This window comes from Streptomyces sp. NPDC051738 (assembly GCF_044453205.1).
Classification (GTDB): domain Bacteria; phylum Actinomycetota; class Actinomycetes; order Streptomycetales; family Streptomycetaceae; genus Streptomyces.
Map to the genome: position 1 here is coordinate 1 of NZ_JBITCM010000041.1, position 25887 is coordinate 25887.

The following is a 25887-nucleotide window of genomic DNA, read 5'->3' on the forward strand; positions in this document are numbered from 1 at the left end:
CCCACGAACACGAGATCAACTACTACGCTCAACACCAGCCCCAACCGGCGGCTGGAGTCAACGCATAGAGCCTCCACCGATCCCGGAGCGCTTCATTCCCCTCAAAAAGCTTTGCCATCAGTACGTTCCGGGTCGGCTGGTGCAGCTCGTTGATCGCAGCCGGGTAGCGGGCCTGGACGTAACCGGGCTCGTGAAGTTGCTGCTCCTCAACGACGATGCGGCCGGCCAACCCAAGTGCCGGCCGGCGACCGCCCGGTTTGCGACCAGTAGCGATGTCTGCCAGAACGGGCAGGGCGGCAAAGCTGGCTGCTCGAGATCACCGATCTCGTCAAAGAGCCGTGGCAGGTCGGATGCGGCTCCATAGGCGTGCTTCAGACGGGACCAGTCCAGTGTCATGCCCTCAGTCATCCCGGCCGCCGCCGGCTGGGCGCTTGGTGGCTGGATTTCTCTGGGACTTTCGTCGTCAGCTGGCGACGGCGGAGTCCCACAGGCGCGTGAACTCCGCCGGTGAGGAGAGTGCCTTGGGGCGGCACCTGTGCAGGAGAGGTCCGTCGGTGCTCGCGTTGAGGATGTCGGCCTGCAGCCGCTGGAGTTCCTCCGAGGGCTCAAGGCCCAGTTCGCGTCTGAGGACGGAGTAGAGGTTCTGGTAGGCCTGCAGGGCCTCGGCCCGGCGGCCCGCTCGGTGCAGGGCCGAGATGAGCCTGCCGTGGAACCACTCGTGCAAAGGGTGGTCGTTGACCAGAATCCGCAGCTCCGGGAGGACCTCCCGATAGCGGCCCAGCTGGAATTCGCTTTCCACGCGGAGTTCGAGGGCGCGGATCCTGAGTTCTTCCATGTGGGCAATGCGGCCGTGGAGCACCCCGGCGACGGGCACATTGCTCAACATGGGGCCGCGCCACAGACCGCGCGCCCGGTTGAGGTGCGCCGCCGCTTTTTCCGGTGCCCCCTGGTGAAGTTCCTGCTGGGCGAGTCGCACGAGTTCCTCGAAGACACATGCGTCGACTTCGTCGCGGGCGATGTCGAGGTAGTAACCGGGAGCCTGGGTTAGCAGCAACTTCCGTTCACCGGTGGTCACTTGGGCATCGTGGAGCATGCGACGGGCGTGGTAGACGTGTGTCTGGAGGGTGCGGGGTGCGCCGCTCGGCGGGTTCTCCCCCCAGAGCTCACGGACCAGGGTTTCCGCCGCGACGGGTTCGCGGGGCTGGAGTGCCAGCAGGGCCAGCATCTGGCAGATCTTCGGGGCCTTGGGAGCGAACGTCTCGCCTTCATCGGTGGTGATCCGGAATGGGCCGATGAGGTGGAACTGCACTGGCCGCACGCTCCTTCCGCCGCCGTGAGGCGCTCGTGTCGCTGTCCGGTCGGTCGATCCGGACAGCTCCGACGCTAGAGGGCGGAAGCCTGTGAGTCTCCTGTACGAGGCCGAGAGTGTCACATTACCGGACGGTAGGTAGGTTGCTGTGCGGCACGTCACCATCGTGCCGCGGACTGTACGGCGGGCAGCGCGGCGCTGCTCTCCAGGGCGACGGCCAGGTGGGCGGCGGAGGCCAGGGTGACGTGGCGGTGCCAGCCGGGAAAGGACCGGCCGGCGAAGTCCCGTATCCCCACCTTGTCGGAGATCGCGTTGAAGTCGCGCGCGACGACGTGCGGCAGCACGGTGAGCCACAGGACCTGCCGCATCGACTGGAGGCCACCACCGGCCAGCCACAGCTTCCCGGGCCTGGCGACCGTTTTCCGCCACTCGCCGACGAGCGTCATGCCACCGCCTCCCGCGGCGGCCGGCTCGGCGGGGGTGACGGGTATCGCCACGGCCGTCACAGGGCGCTCACCGGTGTTGACCTGCTGCCGCAAGCTGATGAGGGAGGAGGCCAACTCCGCCGCCGTACGCACTCTGTCGCCGTACTTCGGCAGCTCCGACCGGTCGATACGCAGTTGTTCCTGGGGGTCGACGCGCACGACGAAGGGGATCCCGGCCGAGGCGAGGTGCCGGGCCAGGGCCGGAGCGTCGATGCCGTCGACGTCCACCACCACGGGGCCGTGCTGGACTTCGGGGATGCCTGTGATGGCCGACACCGCCTCGCGCACGCAGTCGTCGAGGGAGTCGGCCGTGACGCCGGCGGGGATACCGGCCCGCTGCCGGCGGGGGCTGCTGAGCCAGCGGCCGGACAGTCGCAGGCGCCAGTCGATGGGCACCGCTGACCTGCCGGACGCCAGCCACGCCCCCACTGCCTGCTGGCCGGTCACGGTCTGGCCCATGTGCGGGAGGGAGTGCTGGTCGACACCGATCGAGTGCGAGCCGACCTTGGGGATCAACGTGGACCTGACGACCCAGGCATCCGGCGCCAGGTTCCTCTGCACGTACTGCGCCAGGGCGTGGCGCACCGGCATCCACTCCCAGGGCGACTCGCTGATGAAGTGATGGACGCTCTGCTGCGCCGCGCCGCCCTCGAACTGGGCGGCGATGTTGCGCAGCGTCTTGCGCCCCGGCACGGTCAGCAGGCCGCGTACATACCGCTCGGCCTTGAGTCGCTGACCACTGCGCTGCAGGGATCCGAAGAGGTGAGCACCGAGTTCCTCGAGCATGGACTCGCAGGACGAGTCCATGTGTGTGCAGACGGGTTTGAGCAGGCTCAGACGCACGGATCCCCCTGTTGACGTCGGTCATGCGATCGACGAGGTGGCGCGTAACGCGCGCACCCGCCCATCCACTCTTACACAAACCGTCACTCGGTCCGGTTTATTTGCTCGAAGACCGACCGTCTCCGGGTGTGCCCTGCCATAGGCGCCTGCCAGGGCCGTCGGCTCCGTGTCAGGACGGCGTAACCGGGACGGGTTGCCCGCCGGATGACCGAGCGGCTGCCAGCAGGTGTTCGGCCCGGTAGGGAGAGGTGTCCAGCTTGGCCAGCACCTCGGTGGGCACCACGCTGGGCAGCACGAGGGCGAACAGGGCCGACACCTCCTGGGACAGATCGCGGTCGGGCAGCGTCTCGGTGACGAGCTGGACACCGGTCCAGGCCCCGACCACGAGCCGGGCGACCTGCGCCGGATCGACGTGGAAACGGAGTTCGCCACGCTCCTTTGCCTCCGTGAGCAGCTCCGTCGACACGGCGATCCAGTCCGGCCACCGAGTGCCGAACAAGGACCGCGCCTTGGGGTCGACGGCCAGTTGTATCGAGGCGCTGAGCACGGGCTCCCTGGGGACGCGGTACGCCAACAGGAGCGCCAGATCGACCCATTCCTGCAGCTTCAGCGCCTGCGGCACGAGCCCTTCCCTGGTCACGGCCTCGTCGAGCACCGCGCGTGCCAGCTGCTCCTTGGACGTGAAGTGAAAGTACACGCCCCCTCGGGTGAGTTGGACCCGCTCGATGAGCATGCCGATGGTGCTGGCCTCGTAGCCCAGCTCGTTGAACATCCGGGCGGCGGCTTCGAGGATGGCCCTGCGTGTGCGGATCGCCCGTTCCTGCCTGGCCACTCACACCACCATGACCTTTCCTTTACTAGTGCTTGAACTCACACTTACTCAGCCTCCAAAACCGGACGGGGGGCCGGTACTTTACAACGCAACTCATGCAGCTGCCTTGCAGGCCGGATCCAAGGGGGAGATCTTGCCCGAAATCCCTGTAGCGCCCCGCTGCTTACCTCGACCCCGCGGGGACTCGCCCTCGCGGTTGCTCCTGGGCGCCTACACCCACCTCAAACACACTGAATCCGTTCTCATCCACAGTTGGCGGCGCGTGAGCGAGAACTCGTTCACGCTGCGCCTCAATTGGCCCGCCGCCCCGCACGGACAGCCCTACGATCCACGCTTACTCACCCAGACGATCAGACAGAGCGGCCTGACCATCGCCCACGCCGAGTACGAGGTTCCGCTGGAGCACCACACCCTGCTGAACTCGCTCGACCTCACCGTCGCACCGGACTTCCGGGTGTCGGACACCGGACCTTCGACCCTGGTCGTCGACATCACCGTCTCCCCGGGCAAGAGCGGCCGTCGCGCCGCTCACACGATGCACATGGAGATCCGGACGTCCCCGGGCGGCGAGCCCGTGGCGCGGGCCGACACCGAGTTCGCGTGGATCTCCCCGGCCGCGTACCGGCGCGTGCGCGGCGACCACCTCATCGTCGACTGGGGTGACTGGCCGCTCCCGGCCCCCGTCGACGCCGCACTCGTCGGCCGAAGCCGCGCCGCGGACGTGGTGCTCGCGCCCACGGCCGTGCCGCACCGCTGGCAGTTGCGCAATGACGTCAGCAATGTGCTGCTCTTCGACCACCCTGTCGACCACGTCCCCGGACTGGTCCTGTGGGAGGCGGCTCATCAGGCGGCCCAGGCAGTGCTCGCCCCGATCGCCTCCCTGCCCGTTTCGGTCACCACCACCTTTTCGCGCTACGTCGAGTTCGAGGAGCCGTGTCTGATCGACGCACGCGTGCTCGGCCCGGTCGGCCCGGGGGAGTTCGCCGTCCGGGTCACGGGCGCCCAGGCTGACGCGCCGGCCTTCACGGCGGACATCCGTACGGTGACGCGGCCGATGCGGTGACTCCCGGACCGGGGAGTGCGTCCCGCGGCCACTGCCGCCGGACGCGCTCCCCGGTCTGCTGTCACCGGTCTGCCGTCACCGATCTCCTGTCACTGGACTGCTGTCACTGGTTGACGAAACCGCCGTCCACCGGCATCACCGTGCCGGTCAGGAAGGGGCAGCGGTCGCTGAGCAGCCATGCCGCCGCCTGCGCGATCTCCTCCGGATCGGCCGTACGCCCCTGGGGCGTCAGGGAGTCGACCAGATCCTGGAGCCCTGGGTTACGGCCGAACCAGTCGAGGGTGATCTCGCTGCGCGTGGTCCCCGGGGCGATGGCATTCACCCGGACGCCCTGCTTGGCGTACTCGTCGGCGGCGGCCCGGGTCAGCCCGACGACCGCGTGCTTGGACGCGATGTACGGGGCGGCCGTGGGGATGGCCACCAGACCGCCGACGCTGCTGTTGTTGACGATGGAACCGCCGCCGTTCGGCAGCATGGCGGCGATTTCGTGGCGCAGGCAGTTGAAGACCCCACGGACATTGGTGTCCATGACACTGTCGTAGACGTCGTCCGACATCTGGTGCAAGGGGGTGCGGTCGCCACCGATCCCGGCGTTGTTGAACGCCGAGTCGAGCCGACCGTACTGCGCGACGACGAACTCCACCGCCCTCGCGACGTCCTCGGCGACGCGGACGTCGCCGACCACGTACGCCGCCTCCGCCCCCTTGTCGCGCAGCTCCCCCACGAGCGCGGCCAGCCGGTCCTCCCGCCGAGCGGTGACCACGACCACCGCCCCCTCTTGCGCGAACACCCGTGCAGCCGCCTCGCCTATGCCGCTGCTCGCGCCGGTGACAAGAACGACTTTCCCCTTCAGAAGATCACTGGTCATGGGGGGAGTCTGACAGGCGGGGGCGGCGGGACGCCGGGGCTGTGGGTGATTACCGCGCGATGACCGCGCCATTGACGACGCGTCATACGCTGCGACGGCTCGGGCGCGAGGATCTCGGACGGACGGCGGCCGCGCTCAGGAAAGTGGGGGCAATTCATGCAGAAGCAGCCGGTCACCGTCATCGGGCTGGGGCCCATGGGGCACGCGATGGCCGTTGCGTTCCTCGACAACGGCCATCCGGTGACCGTGTGGAACCGGACCGCGAGCAGAGCGGACGACCTGGTGGCCAAGGGAGCCGCGTCGGCGTCCACACCGGCGGCGGCATTGTCGGCCGGCGAGTTGGTGGTCCTCAGTCTGACGGACTACGACGCGATGTACGCCATCCTGGAGCCTGCCACGCACGCGTTGTCGGGCAAGGTCGTCGTCAACCTCAGTTCGGACACCCCGGAGAAGGCACGGGAGGCGGCCAAGTGGGCGGCCCGCCACGGCGCCGAGTACCTCACGGGTGGCGTGCAGGCGTCTCCCGCGGGTATCGGTGAGCCGGATTCCTTCACCTTCTACAGCGGCCCTCGGCACGTGTTCGAGGCGGTCAAGGAGACGCTGGAGGTACTCACCAGGGCCGACTACCGGGGTGAGGACCCCGGCTTGGCCGCGCTGTACTACCAGCTCCAGCTGGACGTCTTCTGGACGACGGCGCTCGCGTACCTGCACGCGCTCGCGGTGGCCGACGCCCACGGGATCAGCGCACAGGACATGCTGCCGTCTCTGTCCGGCACGGTGGCCTCGATGCCGGACTTCTTCGGCTTCTACACGCCCCGCATCGACGCGGGCGAACACCCGGGCGACGTCGACAGGCTGGCCATGGGCGTGGCCAGCGTCGACCATGTGGTGCGCACCGCCGAGGACGCCGGCGTCGATGCCACCCTGCCCGCCGCGGTCCTGGAGATCTTCCGGCGTGGCATGACCACCGGACACGCGGCGGACAGCTTCACCAGCCTGATCGAGACCTTCAAGAAGCCGACGGCCTGAACCAGGCGGGCATCGCTCCGCTCACCGCGCCCAGGCCTCCGGGCCGGGGCCGCCCCGTCCCACCGGCGGGAAGAGCTCGTCGAGGGTGCGCAGCACCTCGTCGCTCAGGCTCAGTCGCGTGGCCCGCAGGGCCCCGTGCAACTGCTCGACGCTGCGCGGGCCGATCACCGGTGCCGTGACACCCGGGCGGGACATGACCCAGGCGAGACCGACCTCGGCGGGGTCCGCCGCGAGGTCCGCGCACAGTTTCTCGTACGCCGTGACGGCCTCGCGGTGCTCCTCCAGCGCCTCCGCCGCCCGGCCCTGGGCGCTCTTCATCGCGCTGCCCTCGGACAGCTTGCGCAGGGCGCCGCCGAGCAGCCCGCCGTGCAGCGGTGACCACGCCAGTACGGCCACCCCATAGCGTTGGCAGGCCGGGATCACCTCGAGTTCGACGTGCCGGGTGACGAGGTTGTACACGCTCTGCTCGGAGACGATGCCGAGGAAATGGCGGCGCGCTGCGGCCTCCTGGGCCTCGGCGATGTGCCATCCGGCGAAGTTGGAGGAGCCGACGTAGCGCACTTTGCCCTGCTGGGTGAGGGTGTCCATCGCCTGCCACACCTCCTCCCAGGGGGCGTGCCGGTCGATGCGGTGCATCTGGAACAGGTCGATCCAGTCGGTGCGCAGCCGCCGCAGCGACGCCTCGCAGGAGGCGATGATGTGACGTGCCGAGAGCCCGGAGTCGTTGGGCCAGTCGCTCATGGGGCCGGCGACCTTGGTCCCGAGGATGACCTTCTCGCGCCGGCCGCCGCCGCGGGCGAACCAGGAGCCCAGGAACTCCTCGGTGTAGCCCTTGTGTTTCTGCCAGCCGTACTGGTTGGCCGTGTCGAGGAAGTTCACGCCGTGGTCGAGCGCGGTGTCGAGGATGGCGTGGCTCTCCTCGTCGCTCGCCCTGACCCCGAGGTTCAGGGTGCCCAGGCATATCTCACTGACTTTGAGGGCGGTCCGGCCCAGGTGGGTGTAGCGCATGGTGGTGTGTCAGCCCCCGTTCCGTCGGTTGCCGGTCAGCCGCTCGAGGAGCGGGACGATGTCGTGCGGGCTCGGGGTGGCCAACAGCTCCTCGTGGACGCGGTCGGCGCCGGCCTGGAAGGAGGGCTCGTTCAGGACGCGGGCGAGCCTCTTGCTCATCTCCTCGACGGAGTGCTCGGCGCGGTCCAGCACCAGGCCCGCGCCGCGGGAGAGCACGTACTGCGACGTGGGTGGGGCGTCCATGTGCTTGGCCGTGAACGAGGTGTGCGTGCCGTCGTCGTGCTGGACACCGATCTCGATGTCCCCGACGGTGACGAGCTGCGGCACCCGCATCGCCGACGCCGCGCCGAACGTGCCGATCCCGCCGTGATGGACGATGGCCGAGCAGCTCGGCAGCAGTTGGGTGAGGGGGACGTAGTCGACCGTGCGGACGTTGCGCGGCACGTCGATGCCCTGGGTCTGCGCGCTGTCCAACGTGGCGACCACCTCGACGTCGAGGTCGGCGACGCTGCGCAGCATGGCGGCGATGAACTCCTCGCCGTCCTTGAAGAACTGGCGGACCGACACGCCCAGGGACAGCGCCACCCTCGGCCGGTCGGGCGCTTGACGCAGCCAGGGCGGGACCGCTCCGGTACCGGTGAAGGGCACCCAGCGGACCGGGACGACACGGTTGTCGGTGGGAAGCCGCATCGCGGACGGAATGGGGTCGATGGTCCACTGGCCGAGCAGCAACTCGTCGTCGACGTCCACCCCGTAGTGGTCGGCGACGGGCCGCACCGCGCGCGCGAGCGGATGGTCCACACCGGCCCTGGTTTCGGGCGCGAGACCGCCGATGCGTTCCGTCACCCAGCTCCAGTAGTCCAGGCCCCACAGCAGCCGGGCGTGGGCGGCACCCGACGCCTGTGCCGCCACGGCGGCCGACGGCCAGCAGGGGTCCCAGATCACCAGATCGGGCTGCCAGAACCGGCAGAAGGAGACCAGGTCGTCGATGCCGGGCGGCGGTGTGGCAGGCGTGGCGTCGGCCGGGTGGAAGTCCCAGATCGCCGGAAGCACGAACGTGCGGAACATCTTCCATGGGTCGGCGTCGGCGGGGGGCAGGTCCAAGGCCCGCTCGATGGCGTCCAGTTCCTCGGTCATGGCCGGGGGCACCGGGCGGGTGGCGGCCCGGGGGGAGGGCATGCTCTGCGCGTCGCCGAGGGGTATCGAGGTGAGTCCCACCGATGCGATGGTCGAAGCCATATCGGGGTGCGAGGCGACGACGACCTCGTGTCCCGCGCTGTGCAGGGCCCATGCCAGCGGGACCACGGGATACAGATGCGCGGCCGCCGGCCACACCGTCATGAGCACGCGCATGCAAAAACTCTCCTCGATTCCAGTGCCGGCTCCTCATTGGTCGCGTCGGCACAATGGCGCATGGGGGCCCGAGTGACGCTACGGAGAGACGCCCAATCGACGTTCACTGCGGGGTAATCCGAACGGGAATCGCGACGGCACCTCACTCGATTTCTGGCGCCGGCTCGTGTGGTCACGCACTTTCCGAAAAGTAAGTGACAAACACCGAGGGACGCGCTTGAGGGTTGTGGGGTCGCGACCCACGATGGAGCCGGTGTTGCGGGACGCACGCGTCAGGCCCTGATGTCGGCGGCGCCCCCCCTACTTCATCGCCAACCATCTGACACCCGGGAGCAATTGTGGACAACCGCACCCCTGTGACCGTCATCGGGCTGGGCTCGATGGGCACGGCCCTGGCCGAAGCCTTCATCGAGGCGGGTCACCCGACCACTGTGTGGAACCGGACGGCCTCGAAGGCCGCTCCGCTGGTGGAAAAGGGCGCCGTCCAGGCCGAGTCGGTCGAGGACGCGGTCGCGGCCGGCCCTCTGGTCATCACCTGTCTGACGACGTACGACGACACGCGCGCGGCCCTCGAGCCGGCCGGTGAGGCGCTGAAGGGACGCGCCCTTGTCACGCTGAACAGCGGGTCCCCCGCCGGGGCCCGTGAGACGGCCACCTGGGCGCTGGAGAGCGGTGCCCGTTTCCTGGGCGGTGCGGTCAAGAACGTGCCCTCCGCCGTGGGAGCCGAGGACACGCTGCTGTACTACGGCGGCGACAAGGGTGTCTTCGACGAGTTCGAGTCGACGCTGCGGGTGATGGGCGGCGACACCGTGTTCCTCGGTGAGGACGCGGACCTGGCCGCGCTGTACGAGATGGCGGTGGGCGGCACGCTGCTGCCCGCACTCGTCGGCTTCTTCCAGGGAGCGGCCGCCCTTCAGGCGCGCGGCCTGGAAGCGTCCTCCATGGTCCGCTTCAGCATCAAGTGGTTCGAGATGATCAACTCGGTGCTGCCGTTGTTCGCCGAGGAGATCGATGCCGGCGACTACAGCAAGCCGGCGTCGTCGGTGAACCTGTTCGTGGCGGGCGCGGCGCACGACGCGGAGCTGGGCAAGGAAGCCGGACTCGACATGTCGTGGCACAAGCCGTTCCACGACCTGCTGCACCGGGCCGTCGAGGCGGGGCACGGCGACCACAGCATCTCGGCGCTGACCGAGGTCCTGAAGCAGCCCAAGGCCTGACCCACGCACTCAGCCCGGTCCGGCAAACCGAGATTCGGTTTGCCGGACCGGGCTGAGCTGTTTCCCCGGTACGGGGTGCCGCGCCGCTGCGACGCGGCACCCCTGCGCCGTGGCTCCTACAGAACGGGGCTGTCCGGGTCGAGGCCCAGAAGGACGCGGCCGTGCACCTCCAGGTTGGAGACGGGCGTCATCATGCCGTGCAGCGACAGACCTTCCAGGTCACGGTAGAAACGCTGGAAGTGGGCGCTGCGGGACAGGGCGGACGCCCCGCTCATGGAGTGCAGCGTCTCCACGGCCTCCTTGACCAACTGGATGGCGTATCCGCAGCGGCCGTGGATGGTGGCCCGCTCCTGCACGGTGGGGTGCGCCCCGCCGTCGGCCAGACGCTGCAGGAGGTCGATCACCTGGGCGTTGAGGGCCCTGGCCGCCACGATCTTGTTCTCGGCCGTGGCGACGCCGATCTGGGTGACCGGGTGCCGGCTCTGCTCCTCCCAGTTGGTGTACGCGATGGCCTTGCCCGGCAGTCGCTCGACGAACAGTTCGTAGGCGGCCTGCGCCATGCCGATGTACACGGCCGCGCCTTCGGCGAGAACGAACCCCATGAGTCCGTAGCGACGGCCGGCATGGCCGACGTGGTCCAGCAGGGTGCCCTCGACGGCCGCCTCGCCGTCCGCGACCCGATGGGCGGGTACGAACACGTCCTTGGCCGTCGTGGTGGAGCTTCCGGTGCCGATGGCGGCCGACACATGCCAGTCGTCGGCGATCTGCAGTTCGGTCATCGGAACGAGGGCGTAGACGACGTCCACCGAGCCGTCGGGGTGTTCTCGGAGCGCGGCGAGCATGTCCCAGTCGGCCGCCCGGCAGCCGGTGTTGAAGCGCCAGGAGCCGTTGAGGAGGTAGCCGCCCTCGGTGGGCGTCAGGCTGCCACTGGGGGTGAAGCCGCCCGACACGCGCACGGCACCCTTCTCGAAGAACTCCTCCTGTGCCTGCTGCGGATACAGGCCGGCCATCCAGGCGGTCGACACCCAGGCGGCGGCGGTCCACCCGGTGGAGCCGCAGCCGCGGGAGATCTCCTCCAGAACCGCCACCTGGTCCGCCAGGGGCAGGTCGAGCCCGCCGTAGCGGCCGGGCACCGCCATACGGAACACCCCCGCCTTGTCGAGCAGGTCGATGTTCTCCTCGGGTATCCAGCGCCGGTCCTCGGCCTCCGTGCCGTTCTCCCTCAGGGTCGGCACGACGGCGGTGACCGCCTCGAGGACGGCTGCGGCGCTGCTCGGGTCGGCTGTCATGTTGTCTTCCTTCTGGTCGTCGTGGATGGTTCCCGCGGCCGGCCGGCGTCAGAGCCGCACGGCACCGCAGTTGAGTACCGCGAGCAGGGTCCGCGCCTGGACGTTGAGGTAATGCCCGTGCCGGACCAGGGAGTTGAGCTGGCCGGGGGTGACCCAGCGGTAGCCGGGCGGAGGGTCGTCCGGGGCCTGGTCCGCGTCCGCCGTCACGAACAGGTAGCGGCTCTCCGCGTTGAGGAAGCGGCCGCCCTCCTCCGAGTGGATCGCCTCGTAGCGGATGTCGGCCGGGTCGGCGTCCAGCACGGAATCGAGGAAGGAGGGGCGCCGGCCGGCCCCGCGGTGGGCGTAGTTCTCCGGGGTGTACTGGACGGTGGGGGCCAGTTCGACGGTGTCGAGGAAGCCGCCCTCGACGCGGGCGTGGACCAGCACGTGCGGGACTCCGGCGAAGCGGCGTGTCACGAAGGCGATCACGCCCCGCGCGCAGGGTTCGATCAGCGGCTGCGACCAGGCGGCCACCTCCCGGCTGTCCGCCTGGACCGAGACGGCCACCACGCGGAAGTACCGCTGTCCGACGTGCTCGATGCTGGTGGGCGTGCGCACCCAGTCGGTGACCTGGGCCAGGGGCACACGGTCCACCCGCACGTCGTGCCGGGAGCGTTCCGCCGTGAACCAGGACCTGACCTCGGTGTCGGAGTGCAGCGCTTCGTGCTCGACGGGCTCCCTGGGAACGCAGGCCAGCACGGTGCGCGCGTCCATGTTCACCACGTTGTCGCGGTGCAGGAGTTCACCGATCTGCCCGAGGGTCAGCCAGCAGAAGTCCTCGTCGACCGGCACGTCCTCGTCGGTCTCCACGATCATGTTCCGGTTGGACTTGCGCAGGAACCAGGCGCCGTGTTCCGACTGCAGCACATCGGCCAGCACCCGGCCGCGCCCCGGCTCGACGAAGTGGTCGATGTACTTGACGTCCGCGCCCCGGTGGACCTTGGTGTAGTTGCTGCGGGTGGCCTGGACGGTGGGCGACAGCTGCAGCAGGTTCGGGTTGCCCGGCTCCATCTTGGCCTGCATCAGGAAGTGGAGGACTCCGTCGAACTCCTTGGCGAGGATGCCCAGGATGCCGACCTCGGGCTGGTTGATGATCGGCTGCTGCCAGTGCAGGAGCGGGTCGGGGCCGATGGTGGCGGAGACCCCCTCGACGGTGAAGAACTTGCCGCTGTGGTGGCCGAGCACCCCGAAGTCGTCGCGGAACGACCAACCGTCCAGTTCCGCGAACGGGATCCGGTCCACACGGAACCGGTGGGCCCGGGCGCGCTGCGCGAGCCAGTCGGTGAAGGCGTCCGTGGGCAGGAAGGCGCCGGCCCGGGTGGCGGCCGCCGACCGGGCGAACCGCGGGGTCAGGCGGTCGTCGACGCGCGGGCGCAGGACGGTCGCGGTGCTCATCGCGCCCCCTTCACCGGCCGCCGGGAGGCGGGGCGCTCCGTGTGGTCGCCGCTCGTCGGCTCCTGCGTGCCGCGGTGCTTGGACGCCTTCCACCAGTGAGCGTTGTCGCGGTACCAGGCGACCGTGTCGGCCAGGCCCCGCTCGAAGTCGACGGTGGGCGCGTAGCCCAGTTCCTCGCGGATCTTGGTCTCGTCCAGCGAGTACCGCTGGTCGTGTCCCTTGCGGTCGGGGACGTAGCGGATCCATGACCGGTCGAGACCGGCCAGCTCGATCAGGCGCTCGGTCACGGCCAGGTTCGTCCGTTCGTTCCCGCCGCCCACGTTGTAGGTCTCACCGGCCCGGCCGCGGGTGAGGACCAGCTGGATGGCGCGCGAGTGGTCGTCGACGTGCAGCCATTCGCGGATGTTCAGGCCGTCGCCGTACACCGGGACCGGCTCGCCTTCGAGAAGGTTGGTGATGAACAGCGGGATCAGCTTTTCGGGGTGCTGGTGCGGCCCGTAGTTGTTGGAGCAGCGGGTGATGGACAGGTCCAGGCCGTGGGAGCGCCAGAAGGCCCGGGCGATCAGGTCGGAGGCCGCCTTGGACGCGGCGTAGGGCGAGTTGGGCAGCAGCGGCCACTCCTCGGTCCACGAGCCGTGCTCGATGGTGCCGTAGACCTCGTCGGTGGACACGTGCACCACCCGTGGTACGCCGGCCCTCACGCAGGCCTCCAGGAGCACCTGGGTTCCGAGGACGTTGGTGCGGGTGAAGGCGTCGGCGGAGGCCAGGGAGCGGTCCACGTGGGACTCGGCGGCGAAGTGGACCACCGCGTCGTGCCCGGGCAGCAGGTCGTGCAGCAGGTCACGGTCGCAGATGTCGCCCACGACCAGGTCGAGCCGCGGGTGGCCGAGGGGGATGTTGTCGCGGTTGCCGGCGTAGGTGAGCTTGTCCAGCACGGTGACGTGGGCGTCCTCGTAGCCCGCGTAGCCGCCCGCGAGCATGGTGCGTACGTAGTGCGAGCCGATGAACCCGGCACCGCCGGTCACCAGGACTCTCATGCGGCCACCTCCACGCGCGTGTGGTCGCCGACGACCAGCCGGTGGTGGGCGTCGATGTGGGCGCTGGGTCCGACGCTGGCCGCGCGCCCGATCAGGGAGGCGGCCAGGCCGGGGACCTGGGTGATGGAGGCGCCCGCCATGACGATGGAGTCGGCCAGGCGGGTGGCGCGCAGCAGGCAGTGCTCGCCGATGGCGCTGTCCGGCCCGATGTGGCTGTCCTCGACGACGGTGTGCGCGCCGATGATCGCCGGTCCCACGATGCGGGAGCGCACGACGCGGGCCCCGGCCTCGATGACGACCCTGCCGACGATCTCGCTGGTGGCGTCGACGTCTCCGTCGATGCGCGGGGCGAGCCGGGCCAGCAGCCACCGGTTGCATTCGAGTACGTCCTCGGCGCGTCCGGTGTCCTTCCAGTAGCCGGCGTACTCCCCCGCCCGGACGTCGGCGCCCTGGGTCACCAGCCACTGGATGGCGTCGGTGATCTCCAGTTCGCCGCGCGCGCTGGGCCGGATGGCGTCGACGGCCTCGTGGATGGCGGGCGTGAAGAAGTACACGCCGACCAGGGCCAGGTCGCTCGCGGGCTGCTCGGGCTTCTCGACGAGACGCACCACGGTGCCGTCCGGGCCCAGTTCGGCGACGCCGAACGCCCGCGGGTCGGCGACCTTGCGCACCACGACCTGCGCGGCCGGGTGGTGCTGGTGGAAGTCGGCGGCGAGGCCGTCGATGCCCTGGGGCAGCATGTTGTCGCCGAGGTACATCACGAAGTCGTCCTCGCCGAGGAACGAGCGCGCCAGACGCACGCAGTGCGCCAGACCCAGCGGCTGGTCCTGCCGGATATAGGTGATGCGGGCGCCGAAGCGCGCGCCGTCGCCGACGACCTCGGCGATCTCGGAGGCCCGGTCACCGACGATGATCCCGATGTCGGTCACGCCCAGGCCGCGGATGCTTTCCAGCACATGTTCCAGAACCGGTTTGCCTGCGACCGGGATGAGCTGTTTGGGCATCGAATAACTGAAGGGGCGCAGGCGCGTACCCGACCCGCCCGACAGCACCAGAGCCTTCATGTCAGTGAATTCCTTAGGGCGTTGGATTGTGTGCCTCGTGTCGCCGCCGGCCACCTGGCGAGAACTCCGGCCGCTTCGGCTTCAGCGACGCTCGGGGCGTGGGCGTCCTTGTGGGACATCAGCGGTGGTTCGTCGAAACCCCAGGGCAGGGCGAGATCGGGGTCGAGCGGGTTGATGTCGATCTGGGTGCCGGGCACATGCTCGCTGGACAGGACGTAACAGATGCAGGTGTCGTCACTGAGCGCGAGGAATCCGTGCCCGACGCCTTCGGGTATGTACAGGGCGCGTCCCGATTCCGCGTCCAGGAGGGTCGTCTGGTACGTGCCGAAGGTCGGTGAGCCGACCCGGAGGTCCACGACGATGTCACGGAGTGCGCCGCGGACACAGGTGACGTATTTGGCCTGTCCGGGCGGTATGGCCACGCTGTGGAGGCCGCGCAGGGTGTTGCGGTGGGACACGGAGTAGTTGATCTGCCGGGGGACGAAGGGGTGTCCCAGGGTGTCGGCGAGCAGATCGGACCGGAAGTGTTCGAAGAACGCGCCGCGCTCGTCGGCGAGGTGACGGGGCGTGATGACGTACGCCCCGGGGACCGCTGTTTCGGAGATGCGCACGGGTGGTCCGCCTTCCCTTCTCGCGGCCGCCGTCAGTGATCTGCCGCGGCGAGGCGGTGCTCGACCGCCTTGCGCAGTTCGTCGGCGACGGTGCGCACCTCGGAGTCGTCGAGGCCTTGGTGCAGGGGCAGCAGCAGAGTCGTCGCGGACGCCTCTTCGACACCGGGCAGGTCCTGGAGTCCCGCGCCGTAGGCGGGCACCTTGTGCAGCGGCGGGTAGCGGAAGGTGGTGTAGATGTCGCGGGCCAGCAGATCGGCGGCGACCTGGTCCCGGATCGCCGCGTCCAGCTGCACCCAGTAGAAGTAGTGCGTGCTGTGCTGGCCGTCCGGCAGCGCGGGCGGCAGCACGACGCCCCCGGTGCCGGCCAGCAGCCGGTCGTAGAGCCGTGAGATCTCCTGGCGCCGGGCGACGAACCCGGGCAGCCGGCGCAGTTGCACGGTGCCGATCGCCGCGGTGAGGTCGTTGCCGATCAGGCGACGGCCGTACTCCCTGACCTCCAGGTCCCACCAGCGGTCGGACACCTTGGCCTTGGAGAAGCCGGTGGCCTTGTTGTCCAGGCCGTGGTAGGCGAGCCTGCGGGCCTTGCGGGCGAGTTCGGCGTCGCGGACGTACAGCATGCCGCCGTCCCCGGTGACCAGGACCTTCATGGCGTCGAAGCTCCACACCCCGAGGTCGCCGAACGTGCCGCACCGGGTCTCGCCGGCGCGTGAGGCGACGGCGCAGGCGGCGTCCTCGATCAGCGTCACGCCGCGGTTGCGGCACAGCTCGGCGATGGCCGCCACCTCGCCGGGCAGGCCACCGTAGTGCAGCAGGAGCACCGCCTTGGTGCGCGGGGACAGGGCGCCCTCCACGTGGGCCGGCGTCGGGTTGAGGGTGCGCGGGTCGACGTCGCAGAACACGGGGCGCGCGCCGGTGGCCGCCACGGCGTTGGCGGCGGCCACGAAACTCACCGAGGGCAGCACGACCTCGTCTCCGGGGCCGAGGCCGAGGAGTTCGGTGGCGAGGAAGAGTCCGGCCGTGGCCGCGTTGATGAAGATCGTGTGTTCCGGCGGGACGCCCAGGTGCTCGGCGAACCGCGCCTCGAACTCCCTGGTGCGGGGGCCGTGTCCCAGCCAGTTGGTGGCGAACACTTCTGAAACTGCTTCGAGTTCCTCGGCGCCCAGGCTGGGCTGGAACACGTTGATCATCGTAATGCTCCGATCGGGGGTCGCGGTGAATTTCACTGCCGCATCGGCGGCAGCGGATAAGGGACCGCTCCTACGCCCAACAGGCGGGGTTTCCGGCACCGAATCGGCAGCGGAATGAGAACTACCGCCGCCTAACGCCTGAGGAAGCTACACGGGCCCCTCACGAGGGCAGTAACGGCGCGGTAACTACCGGCTCTTCGCCCTTCGATGACCGGTTGATGGAACGGCCGACCATACCGTGTGACGGCGCTTTCGCAGTTCCATGGTTCAACCACGCCGAAGACACAGCGGCGTGGAATTCACCAAGAATGGGAGCGGTATCACCATGACCGTAGCCAGCGACGAGCTGACCAAAGAAGTCCTCGCGCACGCCGAGAACTACGTTCGTGCCTTCAACTCGGGCGACCCGGCCGCAGTTGACCGGCTCTATACCGAGGACGCGGTCTCCGTCTGGGAAAAGGGAAAGCCGGTGAGCGGCGCGGAACGCAGGGCCGGACTCGCCGAATATCTGGCGCAGCAGCCGGTGATGAAGATCGAGATTCTCGAGTCGTACGTCATCTCCGACACCGCGCTGCTCGCCGTGGACTGGACGATCGACATCCCCACGCCGCAGGGCACCGAGCGCCAACAGGGCGTCGGCGTGGACGTGCTGCGGCGCGGCGGCGACGGCCAGTGGCGCTTCGCCATCGACAACCCCTACGGCACCGACATCTGACCCGCCCCTCCCCCACCCCGTCCCGGCGGCCGCGCCGGCTGCCCGCACTCCGACCATGAAGCGAGGAAGCCCGACCATGAGCCAGGCCCTGGACCTCACCCTCACCGACGACCCGCACCAGCAGAACGACGTGTTCACCGACGCCTTCAACTCCGGTGAGGGCGCCGTCTTCGACCAGCTGTACCGGTCGGACGCGATCTCCAACCTCACCGGCAGGACGCTGACCGGCCCCGAGCGCACCCAGGCCATCACGGAGTTCCTCGCCACCAAGCCGAAGCTGACCGCCACGGTGCGGCGGACCTACCGCACGGGCGACACGATGCTGCTGATCGTGGACTTCTCGGTGGAGGCCGTGGGCGCGGACGGCTCCCCCGAGAAGCTCGACGGCCGGTGCACGGACGTGCTCGTGCGGGACGAGAACGGCAAGTGGATCATGGCGATCGACCGCCCGGTGATGCACACCCCGAACGCCTAGGGCCTGTCGCCCCTCAGACCCCATCTCACGAGAACGGATCACGATGGATTCTCTGACCGAGGCTCTCCTTTCGGGTGCTCCGGAGGAGGTTCTTGCGCGCGAGGAGCTGCCGGACCATTTCGACGCCGCCCATCTGCGCGCCGAGGACGTCGGCATGTTCGAGGGAGCGCAGGACAAGGACGTACGCCGGTCCATCCGGGTGGGCCCGGTGGCCATGCCGGAACTGGCGCCGGACGAGGTGCTGGTGGCGGTCATGGCCGGCGCGATCAACTACAACACGGTGTGGTCCGCCACCTTCGAACCGGTGCCGACCTTCCGGTTCCTGGAGCGCTTCGGCCGCCAGGGCGGCCACGCCGCCCGGCACGACCTGCCGTACCAGGTGATCGGCTCGGACGCCTCCGGCGTCGTGGTGCGGGCCGGCTCCGCCGTGCGGCGCTGGCGCCCGGGCGCCCACGTCGTCGTCTCCTGCGTCCAGGTGGACGACCACGAGCCGGCCACGCACGCGGACGCCATGCTGGGTGCCGAGCAGCGCATCTGGGGATACGAGACGAACTTCGGCGGCCTCGCCGAGTACACCGTGGTCAAGGCCAGTCAGCTACTGCCGAAGCCGGGTCATCTGACCTGGGAGGAGTCGGCCGGTGTGCTGCTCACCGCGGCGACCTCCTACCGCATGCTGATCAGCGACAAGGGCGCCCGCATCAAGCTCGGTGACGTGGTGCTGATCTGGGGCGCGACCGGTGGCCTCGGGGCGTTCGCGGTGCAACTGGTCAAGCAGGCCGGCGGGATCCCGGTCGGAGTGGTCGGCTCCGAGCAGAAGGCGAAGGCCCTGCGCGCCCTGGGCTGTGATGTCATCGTCAACCGGGCCGAGATCGGCCTGGGCGACGCGACGACGCCCGAGGAGACCATCGAGCAGGGCAAGCGCCTGGGGCGGTTCATCCGCCGCGAGGTCGGCGAGGACCCCAGCGTCGCCTTCGACTACATAGGCCGCGCCACGTTCGGGGTCTCGGTGTTCGTCGTACGCCGCGGCGGCACCGTGGTCACGTGCGGCTCCAGCACCGGCTATCAGCACACCTACGACAACCGCTATCTGTGGATGAACTCCAAGCGGATCATCGGCAGTCACGCCGCGAACCTCCAGGAACAGGCCGAGCTGAACCGGCTGGTCGCGCTCGGCAAGATCGCCCCCGTGCTCTCGTCGGTGTACACCCTGGACGAGGTGGGCGAGGCGGCCCGACTCGTGCAGACCAACCAGCACCTCGGCAAGGTCGCCGTGCTGTGCCAGGCCCCCCAGGAAGGCCTCGGGGTCACCGACCCGCAGCTGCGGGAGAGGATCGGCGCCAACGCGCTCAATCCACTGCGGAGCCTGTGATGGACGAGCGGCCCATCGGGATCCTGGCCACGGGCTCCTACCTTCCCAAGGACGAGATCGGCAACGACGAGATCGCCGCCCGGGTGGGAGTCAGCCCGCAGTGGATCGAGGAGCGCACCCACATCACCGCCCGGCGTTTCGCCGCGCCCCACGAGGCGACCTCGGACCTGGCGGTACGGGCCGCCGAACGCGCTCTGGAGTCGGCGGGACTGACGGCCGGCGACATCGACTACCTCATCGTGTCCACCTCCACGCCGGACTCCCCCCAGCCCCCGACGGCGTACCACGTCCAGCGGGGTCTGGACGCCCATGCCGCGGTGTGCTTCGACGTCAATGTCGTGTGCAGCGGCTTCGTCTACGCACTCGAGATCGCGCGCCGGCTGCTCGCCGGACGCCCGGGAGGCCGGGCACTCGTCATCGGCGCCGATGTGTACTCGCGGATCCTGGACTTCACGGACCGGCGTACGGCCGTGCTGATGGCGGACGGGGCGGGCGCCGCCGTGGTCGGGGAGGTCGAGCCACCTCACGGCTTCATCGACGTGGAGCTGGCCAGCCGGGGCGACGGCCACCGGCTGATCCGGGTCGAGGCGGGCGGCAGCCGTCTGCCGGCGTCCGAGCGGACCCTGCGGGAGGGCTCGCACTTCTTCCGCATGGAGGGCCGCGCGGTGCGGGACTTCGTCCTGGAGAACTTTCCCGGCCTCGTCGAGACGTTGTGCCGGCGTGCGGGTGTGTCCCGGGACCGCATCGACCACTTCGTGCCCCACCAGCCCAACGGGGTCATGCTCGCGCAGATCGTCGAGCGGTCCGGCCTGGAGGCCGCCATGACCCACCGGACTCTCGACCGGTACGGAAATCCGGGCAACGCCGCCGTCGCCGTGACGCTCGATACGGCCAATCGACAAGGCCATCTCAACGAGGGCGACATCGTGCTGCTCGCGGGTTTCGGCGGCGGCATGTCGATGGGCGCCGGCCTCATCCGCTGGGGAGTGACAGCATGACCACGACTGTGCAGAACGCGCCGGGCATCCACCGGGTGGGTGTCGTCGGCTGCGGCCAGATGGGCGCCGGGATAGCCGAGATCTGCGCGAAGGCGGGCCTGGACGTGACCGTGGTGGTCTCGCGTCCGGAGTCCGTCGCCCCGGGACGCCGGCGCATCGAGGCGTCGCTCGACCGGGCGGTGGGCAAGGGGAAGCTGACCCTGGAGCAACGGGATGCCGCCCTGGCCTGTATCTACCTGACGGCGGACCTGGACGAGCTGGCCGACCGGCAGTTCGTCATCGAGTCCATCCGCGAGGACGAGAGCGCCAAGGTGGAGCTGTTCGCCCGCCTGGACACGATCGTCAAGGATCCGGAGGCGATCCTGGCCTCCAACACCTCCTCCCTGCCCATCATGCGGCTGGGCCGTTCCACCGGCCGCCCCCAGCGGGTGGTCGGAGTCCACTTCTTCAGCCCGGTGCCGGTGCTGCCGCTGGTGGAGCTGACGGGGTCGCTGCTGACCGAGGAGGAGGTCCGCGATCGTACCGAGCGCTTCGTGACGGACGTTCTCGGCAAGCAGGTGATCCGTACCGAGGACCGGGCCGGCTTCGTCGTCAACGCGCTGCTGATCCCGTATCTGCTGGCCGCCGTGCGCATGGTGGAGTCGGGATGGGCCACCGCCGAGGTCATCGACCGGGCCATGCGGCTGGGCTGCTCCCACCCCATGGGCCCGCTGCAGCTCGCGGACCTGATCGGACTGGATGTCGTCGCCTCGATCGCGGACTCGCTGTACGAGGAGTTCAAGGAACCGCTGTACGCACCGCCGTCGCTGCTCGTGCGCATGGTGGAGGGCGGCATGCTCGGGCGCAAGACGGCGCAGGGCTTCTACTCGTATGCCGACTGACCGGGCCGGCGGCACCGGTCCCCACGTTCCTCGTCACAGTCTCCCGGAGGTTTCAGGATGAGTTCCACGACCGCCTCGGAGGGCGCCGAGGCGCTCCGGGCGACGCCGGCCGAGCTGCGCGAGGCGATGTCGCGGTTCGCGACCGGTGTCGTCGTGCTGAGCGTCGGCGGCGACCACATCCACGCGATGACGGCCAACGCCTTCAGCTCCGTCTCCCTCACCCCGCCCACCGTGCTGTGCTGTGTGTCCCACAGCGCGGTGATGCACAAGGCGATCACGGCGGAACGGCGTTTCGGCGTGTCGGTGCTCAGCGCGGACCACGAGGGCCTGGCACGGCACTTCGCGGACAAGAACCGGCCGCTTGGCGCCGAGCAGTTCGACGGGGTCGACTGGGAGCCCGGCCCGCTGACGCGGGCACCGCTGTTGCGGGGCGCGCTGGCCTGGCTGGAGTGCGAGCTGTCCGAGTTCCACGACTCGGGGGACCACTCGATATTCATCGGGGACGTGGCCGGCGCGCGCACCGGATCGACCGACGCCGGGCTGCTCTTCTTCGGTGGCCGGTTCCAGCACACCGTGCCCCGTCACTGAGTGACCGCCGGGGGGATGAGCAGCCATGCGTACCGGGATCGAAGCCGGGGACAGCCTCGGCGTGGTGGACGCGGCCGCCGCGGGGCGCTGGTTCACCGAGGCCCTCACCGAGGGGTTGGCGCGGGCGACGGCCCAGCGCGAGCGCACCGCGGCCGACCCCTCCCCCGCCGGACGTACCGCCGCCGACCCCCTTCCGGCCGACGGCCCGCCCCCCGAACGCACCGCCGTCGACCCGCCGCCCGTCGGCCGACGGGAGCCGGGCACGGAGCCGGGCGCCGAGTCGGCCGCTCCCTTCGCGACCGCCGTGCTGACCGCTTTCGAGGCGTCTCTCGCCCGCGCGCTCAGCACGGCGGAACGCCGTGACAGCACCCTGCGCTCGGCCCTCTCCCACGAGGCCCGCAGGGTGCTGCTCGGCACGCTCGACGCCGGGCGCCGCCCGGCGGGGCGCTCCGTCCGAGGCGGCCGTACGAAGCTGTCGGCTCGGCACCGGGCGCTGGTGTCGGCGCTGGTCCTGGAATGTCTGGTCCTCGTCCTCGCCGAGCGTCCGCACCCCGCCGACGCCCCCGAGCACCTGCACTCCCTGGCACGTGAACTGGGCCGGTCCACGCGCGCGGCGCTGACGAGCACCAGTCGTTCCTGAGCCAGGATCTCCCTCGATTACCGGGCCGTTACCGCACGATGGCAATGGCCGAATTCCTCACCCGTAAGGTGGGTTCGGATCCTGCGGCGCGACGCAAGCCGGCGGGGTCGGCCCGTGTTCCCGTACCCACCGGTGCGGGACCGTGCACGGGCGCCAACGGGGGAATCGAAGGGAGACAGGACAGCCATGGTCTCGATCTGCGCGCCACGGGCTGCGATCCAGCACCTCTGACAGCATGCGCGGGCGGCGCGTCGCCGCCGCCCGGCCCAACAGTCCGTGTCCAAGGCGCCGTTCACCATGCCCGGAACCCCACCCCTGCGCGGGTGACCGCTGTTCCGACGTGTCCCATACGGCCGCCCGTCGCGTCCGTCTCCCGGTCCCCGCCCCGGTGACGAGCAACGTGCCGACGCGGATCCTTCCCCCCCCCACACACGCGATGCCCGACGCAGGTGCATTCGGCCGCAGCTCGCGTCGGGACATCACGTCGTCCACACAGCTCGCCACCTCTCCCCGTCGTCTTGGGACGGGGTCACCAAGGAAGGCACCATGAACGCTGCAGACAACCTTCCCGGTTCCGGACCGAGGCATGCGGCCTCGCGCCGAATGATTCTGAAGGCCACCGGGGCCACCGCGCTGGCGGCCGGAGTCGGCGCCGTCACGCTGAACGCCGCCCGTGCCGACGGTCCCGAGGACGCGGCCACCGATGTCGTCGTCATCGGCGCCGGTTTCGCGGGTGCCACCGCCGCTCGGGAACTCACGGCCAAGGGACTGAGCGTGCGGGTACTGGAGGCCCGTGACCGCATCGGCGGCCGCGTGTGGACCTCCTCGTTCGCCGGCGAACAGGTCGAGATGGGCGGAACCTGGGTCGACCGCAAGCAGAAGCATGTCTGGGCGGAGATCGAGCGCTACCGCATGCGTATCGTCTCGGACGCCGCGCCGACCCGTGCCTTCCTGCCCTCGGCGACCGGCTTTCGTGAGATGCCCCTCGCGGAGGTGTACGCACGACAGTCGGAACTGATCACCCCGTTCTTCGACGGCTCGCGCGACTACTTCCCGCGTCCCTTCGAGCCGTTGTACCGCGAGGACCTGGTGCGTCCGGTCGACGCCCTGTCGATGCGCGACCGGCTCGACCAGTTGCGCTACAGCGCGGACGACGAACTGCTGATCAGCAACACCGTCGGTGGGCTGACCGGTTCGGCGTCGACGGTCGGTCTCGCGTGCGTCGCCCACTGGTGGTCCCTGTCCGGCTGGAGCTTCGACGGCTACATGAGCGTCAACACCGACCGCCCGGAAGCGGGGTCGACCGCCCTGGTCAAGGCGATCCTCGACGACTCCGGGGTCACACCGGTGCTGCGCTCGCCGGTGGCGTCCGTCACGGACGACGGCCGCAAGGTGAAGGTGACCACGCGCGCCGGCAAGACGTACACCGCGCGTGCCGTGGTCGTCGCCGTGCCCGTGAACGCCTGGAACACCATCGCCTTCGCCCCGGGGCTGCCCGCCGAGTACACCAAGCTGTCCACGGACGGCCTGGGCGTACGGACCTCCCAGAAGTTCCTCATGCACGTGCGGGGCGCGGACCTCGGTCGCTTCTACGTGGAGGGCCAGGCGGGCGCGCCCCTGCTGAACGTGGTGCCCTTCAAGGAACGCGCGGACGGCAACATCATGATCGGTTTCTCGGCCAACTCCACCTTCGACCCGACCAACACCGCGGCGTTGCAGGCCGAGTTGCGCAAGGCCGTGCCCGGCATCGAGGTCGTGGCGGTGAAGGCACAGCACTGGGGCCGTGACCCGTACTCCCGTGGCGGCTGGGCGGTACGGCGGCCCGGGGTGCTGACCGGTCCGCTCAGGTCGGTCCAGCAGCCCCGGGGCCGGGTGGCGTTCGCCACCGGCGACATAGCCAACGGCTGGCACGGGTTCATGGACGGTGCCATCGAGACCGGATTCACCGCGGCGGCCCAGGTGGCCGAAATCCTCGGCGGGTGATCCGGGGGCCGGCGCCGCCTTAGGTGCGCGCGGCTCCCTGATTACCGACGCGTGACTGTGCCCTGGGCCGCTCGCCTTAGCGTGTTCACCGGTTTCCGGTCGGCCCGGGCACATGTGTCCCCAACTCAGGCGAGAGGCTATTCGATGACGGCACCAGCACCGCCCACCGAACTGTTCGGGTACGAGTACTACCAAAACCCGTATCCCACGCTGGAATGGCTTCGCGAGAATTCTCCGATGCACCAGTTCCGCTTTCCCGTCGGCGACATTCCGCTGTGGATAGCCACACGCTTCGACGATGTACAGCAGCTCCTGGGGGATCCTCGGTTCAGCACCAACCCGGCCTGGGCGAGCAAGGAGTTCGTCGACGGCGGAATGGCGGTGGGCAAGGGCACGGCGATCGAGCGGATCATCACGATGCTCGATCCGCCGGACCACACGCGCGTGCGCCGACTGGCGATGAGCACCTTCACGCCGCGGCGCATCGCGCAGTGGGAGGAGCCGACCCACGCGGTGGTCGAGGCGGAGCTGGATCGTCTGGAGAAGCAGGACCAGCCCGACGTCATGGACTACGCGGGCGCGATCCCGGCGGCGCTGATGGGCAACATCCTCGGCTTCCCGCTCGACCGTTTCAACGAGATGATCCATGCCATCGAGCGTGCGTTCCACACCGATCCGGAGGACGAGGACGCCAATCGGCGGGCGTTCGAGGAGATCGCGGAGTACGGCCGCGGACTCATCGCCCACAAGCGCGGCAACCCCGCGGACGACCTGGCATCCGCGCTGATCGAGGCCCGGGACGGCGACGACCGGCTCGACGAGACCGAACTCGTCGCCATGATCGCCGTGTTGATCATGGCCGGCCTGGACACCACCCGGAACCTGATCGGGACGTCCGTCCTGTCCCTGCTGGAACGGCCCGACCAGCGCAGGCTGCTCCTGGAGCGTCCCGAGCTGAAGGACACGGCGCTGGAGGAGTTCCTGCGCTTCAACGGCGGTGTCGCGGTGGGCTTCTTCCGGTTCGCCAAGGAGGACCTGGAGTTCGCGGGGGTGTCACTGCCCGCGGGCGCTCCGGTGATACCGGCGGTCGGGTCGGCCAACAGGGATCCGCGCCGCTGGCCGGACGCCGACCGGCTCGACATCACCCGTACCGGCCCGCGGCACGTGGGGCTGGGGCACGGCCTGCACAACTGTCTGGGAGCCGCGCTCGCCCGGCTGGAGGCGGCGGTCGCCATCCCCGCGATCATGCGGCGGTTCCCCGACATGAGCCTCGCGGTGCCCGCCGAGGAGCTGCGCTACGACGAGATGTGGCTGGTGCGCAGCATCAGCTCGTTCCCGGTCCATCTGCACGGCGACGGGAAGCGGTGAGCGGCCACCGTTCGGAAGGGGACATCGTGGCGATCCTTCAAGTCGACCAGAAGGCGTGCGTGGCCTCCGGGCTGTGCGCCGCCATGCATCCGGCTCTGTTCCGGCTCACCGAGGACGGCCTGGGCGAGCCGGTGCGGGGTGACCTCACCGAGGCCGACGACATCGAGTTCGCCGAGGACGTGGCCGCCTGCTGCCCCGGCGCGGCCGTCGCCGTGCTGGATTCGGCCTGAGTGACGACACC

25 protein-coding genes are annotated in these 25887 nt (G+C 69.7%); 13 read left to right on the forward strand and 12 right to left on the reverse strand.

The window, feature by feature from the left end; translation table 11 throughout:
- Nucleotides 1–463 precede the first annotated feature (463 nt).
- From ACIA8X_RS46030 to ACIA8X_RS46040, 3 genes are all read right to left on the reverse strand, one after another.
- Nucleotides 464–1309: a BTAD domain-containing putative transcriptional regulator gene (locus tag ACIA8X_RS46030; RefSeq protein WP_399460742.1), complete on the reverse strand. Its 846-nt coding sequence runs from the start codon at nt 1307–1309 to the stop codon at nt 464–466.
- A 158-nt stretch (nt 1310–1467) separates the two neighbouring features.
- Nucleotides 1468–2637 (reverse strand): IS701 family transposase, encoded by a 1170-nt coding sequence (locus tag ACIA8X_RS46035; RefSeq protein ID WP_393462628.1) that lies wholly within the window; start codon nt 2635–2637, stop codon nt 1468–1470.
- Nucleotides 2638–2806: 169 nt separating this feature from the next.
- Nucleotides 2807–3469 (reverse strand): ScbR family autoregulator-binding transcription factor, encoded by a 663-nt coding sequence (locus ACIA8X_RS46040; RefSeq protein ID WP_393462626.1) that lies wholly within the window; start codon nt 3467–3469, stop codon nt 2807–2809.
- Nucleotides 3470–3602: 133 nt separating this feature from the next.
- Between ACIA8X_RS46040 and ACIA8X_RS46045 the strand changes: the two genes are divergently transcribed.
- Nucleotides 3603–4532 (forward strand): ScbA/BarX family gamma-butyrolactone biosynthesis protein, encoded by a 930-nt coding sequence (locus ACIA8X_RS46045; RefSeq protein WP_399460743.1) that lies wholly within the window; start codon nt 3603–3605, stop codon nt 4530–4532.
- Between the two features lie 103 nt (nt 4533–4635).
- Here the strand turns inward: ACIA8X_RS46045 and ACIA8X_RS46050 are convergent, their stop codons facing one another.
- Nucleotides 4636–5400 (reverse strand): SDR family NAD(P)-dependent oxidoreductase, encoded by a 765-nt coding sequence (locus ACIA8X_RS46050; protein ID WP_393462622.1) that lies wholly within the window; start codon nt 5398–5400, stop codon nt 4636–4638.
- A 156-nt stretch (nt 5401–5556) separates the two neighbouring features.
- Here ACIA8X_RS46050 and ACIA8X_RS46055 point away from each other — a divergent pair, with 156 nt between their 5' ends.
- Nucleotides 5557–6429, forward strand: coding sequence for an NAD(P)-dependent oxidoreductase (locus tag ACIA8X_RS46055; RefSeq protein ID WP_393462620.1), 873 nt, complete (start codon nt 5557–5559; stop codon nt 6427–6429).
- A gap of 21 nt (nt 6430–6450) precedes the next feature.
- Here the strand turns inward: ACIA8X_RS46055 and ACIA8X_RS46060 are convergent, their stop codons facing one another.
- On the reverse strand, nt 6451–7437 hold the full coding sequence (locus ACIA8X_RS46060) for an aldo/keto reductase (RefSeq protein WP_399460744.1): 987 nt from the start codon (nt 7435–7437) through the stop codon (nt 6451–6453).
- A 9-nt stretch (nt 7438–7446) separates the two neighbouring features.
- The gene (locus ACIA8X_RS46065) at nt 7447–8790 is read right to left on the reverse strand and encodes a nucleotide disphospho-sugar-binding domain-containing protein (protein WP_399460745.1); all 1344 of its coding nucleotides are present in this window, start codon (nt 8788–8790) and stop codon (nt 7447–7449) included.
- 338 nt (nt 8791–9128) lie between these two features.
- Here ACIA8X_RS46065 and ACIA8X_RS46070 point away from each other — a divergent pair, with 338 nt between their 5' ends.
- Nucleotides 9129–10007 carry an NAD(P)-dependent oxidoreductase gene (locus tag ACIA8X_RS46070; protein WP_393462614.1) on the forward strand — a complete coding sequence of 293 codons (879 nt, stop codon included), beginning with the start codon at nt 9129–9131 and terminating at the stop codon, nt 10005–10007.
- A 116-nt stretch (nt 10008–10123) separates the two neighbouring features.
- Here ACIA8X_RS46070 and ACIA8X_RS46075 read toward each other — a convergent pair whose 3' ends face one another.
- From ACIA8X_RS46075 to ACIA8X_RS46100, 6 genes are read right to left on the reverse strand one after another with little or no spacing between them, the layout of a single operon-like run.
- A complete protein-coding gene (locus ACIA8X_RS46075) occupies nt 10124–11296 on the reverse strand; it encodes an acyl-CoA dehydrogenase family protein (RefSeq protein ID WP_393462612.1) in 1173 nt (390 codons plus the stop codon).
- 48 nt (nt 11297–11344) lie between these two features.
- Complete coding sequence (locus ACIA8X_RS46080) at nt 11345–12730, reverse strand: NDP-hexose 2,3-dehydratase family protein (protein WP_399460746.1); 1386 nt, start codon at nt 12728–12730, stop codon at nt 11345–11347.
- Nucleotides 12727–13767 carry a dTDP-glucose 4,6-dehydratase gene (gene rfbB, locus ACIA8X_RS46085; RefSeq protein ID WP_393462608.1) on the reverse strand — a complete coding sequence of 347 codons (1041 nt, stop codon included), beginning with the start codon at nt 13765–13767 and terminating at the stop codon, nt 12727–12729. Before rfbB ends, ACIA8X_RS46080 begins: the two co-directional genes overlap by 4 nt.
- Complete coding sequence (locus ACIA8X_RS46090; protein WP_393462606.1) at nt 13764–14831, reverse strand: glucose-1-phosphate thymidylyltransferase; 1068 nt, start codon at nt 14829–14831, stop codon at nt 13764–13766. The genes rfbB and ACIA8X_RS46090 overlap by 4 nt, the downstream gene beginning before the upstream one ends.
- Nucleotides 14828–15442, reverse strand: a complete 615-nt coding sequence (locus tag ACIA8X_RS46095) for a dTDP-4-dehydrorhamnose 3,5-epimerase family protein (RefSeq protein ID WP_393462604.1) — start codon at nt 15440–15442, stop codon at nt 14828–14830. The genes ACIA8X_RS46090 and ACIA8X_RS46095 overlap by 4 nt, the downstream gene beginning before the upstream one ends.
- 32 nt (nt 15443–15474) lie before the next feature.
- Nucleotides 15475–16629: a DegT/DnrJ/EryC1/StrS family aminotransferase gene (locus ACIA8X_RS46100; RefSeq protein ID WP_399460747.1), complete on the reverse strand. Its 1155-nt coding sequence runs from the start codon at nt 16627–16629 to the stop codon at nt 15475–15477.
- A gap of 292 nt (nt 16630–16921) precedes the next feature.
- On the opposite strand from ACIA8X_RS46100, the gene ACIA8X_RS46105 reads away from it, so the two are divergent.
- The 10 genes from ACIA8X_RS46105 to ACIA8X_RS46150 all read left to right on the forward strand — a co-directional run bounded on the left by ACIA8X_RS46105 (nt 16922) and on the right by ACIA8X_RS46150 (nt 25876).
- Nucleotides 16922–17344, forward strand: a complete 423-nt coding sequence (locus tag ACIA8X_RS46105; protein ID WP_399460748.1) for a YybH family protein — start codon at nt 16922–16924, stop codon at nt 17342–17344.
- Nucleotides 17345–17420: 76 nt separating this feature from the next.
- Nucleotides 17421–17819, forward strand: a complete 399-nt coding sequence (locus ACIA8X_RS46110) for a YybH family protein (protein ID WP_393462598.1) — start codon at nt 17421–17423, stop codon at nt 17817–17819.
- A gap of 43 nt (nt 17820–17862) precedes the next feature.
- Nucleotides 17863–19188: a crotonyl-CoA carboxylase/reductase gene (gene ccrA, locus ACIA8X_RS46115; protein ID WP_399460749.1), complete on the forward strand. Its 1326-nt coding sequence runs from the start codon at nt 17863–17865 to the stop codon at nt 19186–19188.
- Nucleotides 19188–20186: a 3-oxoacyl-ACP synthase III family protein gene (locus ACIA8X_RS46120; RefSeq protein ID WP_393462594.1), complete on the forward strand. Its 999-nt coding sequence runs from the start codon at nt 19188–19190 to the stop codon at nt 20184–20186. Before ccrA ends, ACIA8X_RS46120 begins: the two co-directional genes overlap by 1 nt.
- Complete coding sequence (locus ACIA8X_RS46125; protein WP_399460750.1) at nt 20183–21067, forward strand: 3-hydroxybutyryl-CoA dehydrogenase; 885 nt, start codon at nt 20183–20185, stop codon at nt 21065–21067. Before ACIA8X_RS46120 ends, ACIA8X_RS46125 begins: the two co-directional genes overlap by 4 nt.
- A 57-nt stretch (nt 21068–21124) precedes the next feature.
- Nucleotides 21125–21655, forward strand: a complete 531-nt coding sequence (locus tag ACIA8X_RS46130) for a flavin reductase family protein (protein WP_399460751.1) — start codon at nt 21125–21127, stop codon at nt 21653–21655.
- A 25-nt stretch (nt 21656–21680) separates the two neighbouring features.
- A complete protein-coding gene (locus ACIA8X_RS46135; RefSeq protein ID WP_399460752.1) occupies nt 21681–22295 on the forward strand; it encodes a hypothetical protein in 615 nt (204 codons plus the stop codon).
- Nucleotides 22296–22841: 546 nt separating this feature from the next.
- Nucleotides 22842–24278, forward strand: coding sequence for a flavin monoamine oxidase family protein (locus tag ACIA8X_RS46140; RefSeq protein ID WP_393462586.1), 1437 nt, complete (start codon nt 22842–22844; stop codon nt 24276–24278).
- Between the two features lie 144 nt (nt 24279–24422).
- Complete coding sequence (locus ACIA8X_RS46145; RefSeq protein ID WP_399460753.1) at nt 24423–25646, forward strand: cytochrome P450; 1224 nt, start codon at nt 24423–24425, stop codon at nt 25644–25646.
- A 26-nt stretch (nt 25647–25672) separates the two neighbouring features.
- Nucleotides 25673–25876: a ferredoxin gene (locus ACIA8X_RS46150; RefSeq protein WP_393462582.1), complete on the forward strand. Its 204-nt coding sequence runs from the start codon at nt 25673–25675 to the stop codon at nt 25874–25876.
- The last annotated feature ends 11 nt before the right edge of the window (nt 25877–25887 follow it).

Excerpts from the sequence above, each read along its gene's own strand:
- ACIA8X_RS46060 (WP_399460744.1), bottom strand. The coding sequence starts at position 7,437 with ATGCGCTACACCCACCTGGGCCGGACCGCCCTCAAAGTCAGTGAGATA.
- ACIA8X_RS46055 (WP_393462620.1), top strand. The coding sequence starts at position 5,557 with ATGCAGAAGCAGCCGGTCACCGTCATCGGGCTGGGGCCCATGGGGCAC.
- ACIA8X_RS46090 (WP_393462606.1), bottom strand. The coding sequence starts at position 14,831 with ATGAAGGCTCTGGTGCTGTCGGGCGGGTCGGGTACGCGCCTGCGCCCC.
- ACIA8X_RS46120 (WP_393462594.1), top strand. The coding sequence starts at position 19,188 with ATGGACGAGCGGCCCATCGGGATCCTGGCCACGGGCTCCTACCTTCCC.
- ACIA8X_RS46135 (WP_399460752.1), top strand. The coding sequence starts at position 21,681 with ATGCGTACCGGGATCGAAGCCGGGGACAGCCTCGGCGTGGTGGACGCG.
- ACIA8X_RS46080 (WP_399460746.1), bottom strand. The coding sequence starts at position 12,730 with ATGAGCACCGCGACCGTCCTGCGCCCGCGCGTCGACGACCGCCTGACC.
- ACIA8X_RS46145 (WP_399460753.1), top strand. The coding sequence starts at position 24,423 with ATGACGGCACCAGCACCGCCCACCGAACTGTTCGGGTACGAGTACTAC.
- ACIA8X_RS46050 (WP_393462622.1), bottom strand. The coding sequence starts at position 5,400 with ATGACCAGTGATCTTCTGAAGGGGAAAGTCGTTCTTGTCACCGGCGCG.
- ACIA8X_RS46100 (WP_399460747.1), bottom strand. The coding sequence starts at position 16,629 with ATGATCAACGTGTTCCAGCCCAGCCTGGGCGCCGAGGAACTCGAAGCA.
- ccrA (WP_399460749.1), top strand. The coding sequence starts at position 17,863 with ATGGATTCTCTGACCGAGGCTCTCCTTTCGGGTGCTCCGGAGGAGGTT.
- ACIA8X_RS46125 (WP_399460750.1), top strand. The coding sequence starts at position 20,183 with ATGACCACGACTGTGCAGAACGCGCCGGGCATCCACCGGGTGGGTGTC.
- ACIA8X_RS46140 (WP_393462586.1), top strand. The coding sequence starts at position 22,842 with ATGAACGCTGCAGACAACCTTCCCGGTTCCGGACCGAGGCATGCGGCC.
- ACIA8X_RS46110 (WP_393462598.1), top strand. The coding sequence starts at position 17,421 with ATGAGCCAGGCCCTGGACCTCACCCTCACCGACGACCCGCACCAGCAG.
- ACIA8X_RS46130 (WP_399460751.1), top strand. The coding sequence starts at position 21,125 with ATGAGTTCCACGACCGCCTCGGAGGGCGCCGAGGCGCTCCGGGCGACG.
- ACIA8X_RS46075 (WP_393462612.1), bottom strand. The coding sequence starts at position 11,296 with ATGACAGCCGACCCGAGCAGCGCCGCAGCCGTCCTCGAGGCGGTCACC.
- ACIA8X_RS46065 (WP_399460745.1), bottom strand. The coding sequence starts at position 8,790 with ATGCGCGTGCTCATGACGGTGTGGCCGGCGGCCGCGCATCTGTATCCC.
- rfbB (WP_393462608.1), bottom strand. The coding sequence starts at position 13,767 with ATGAGAGTCCTGGTGACCGGCGGTGCCGGGTTCATCGGCTCGCACTAC.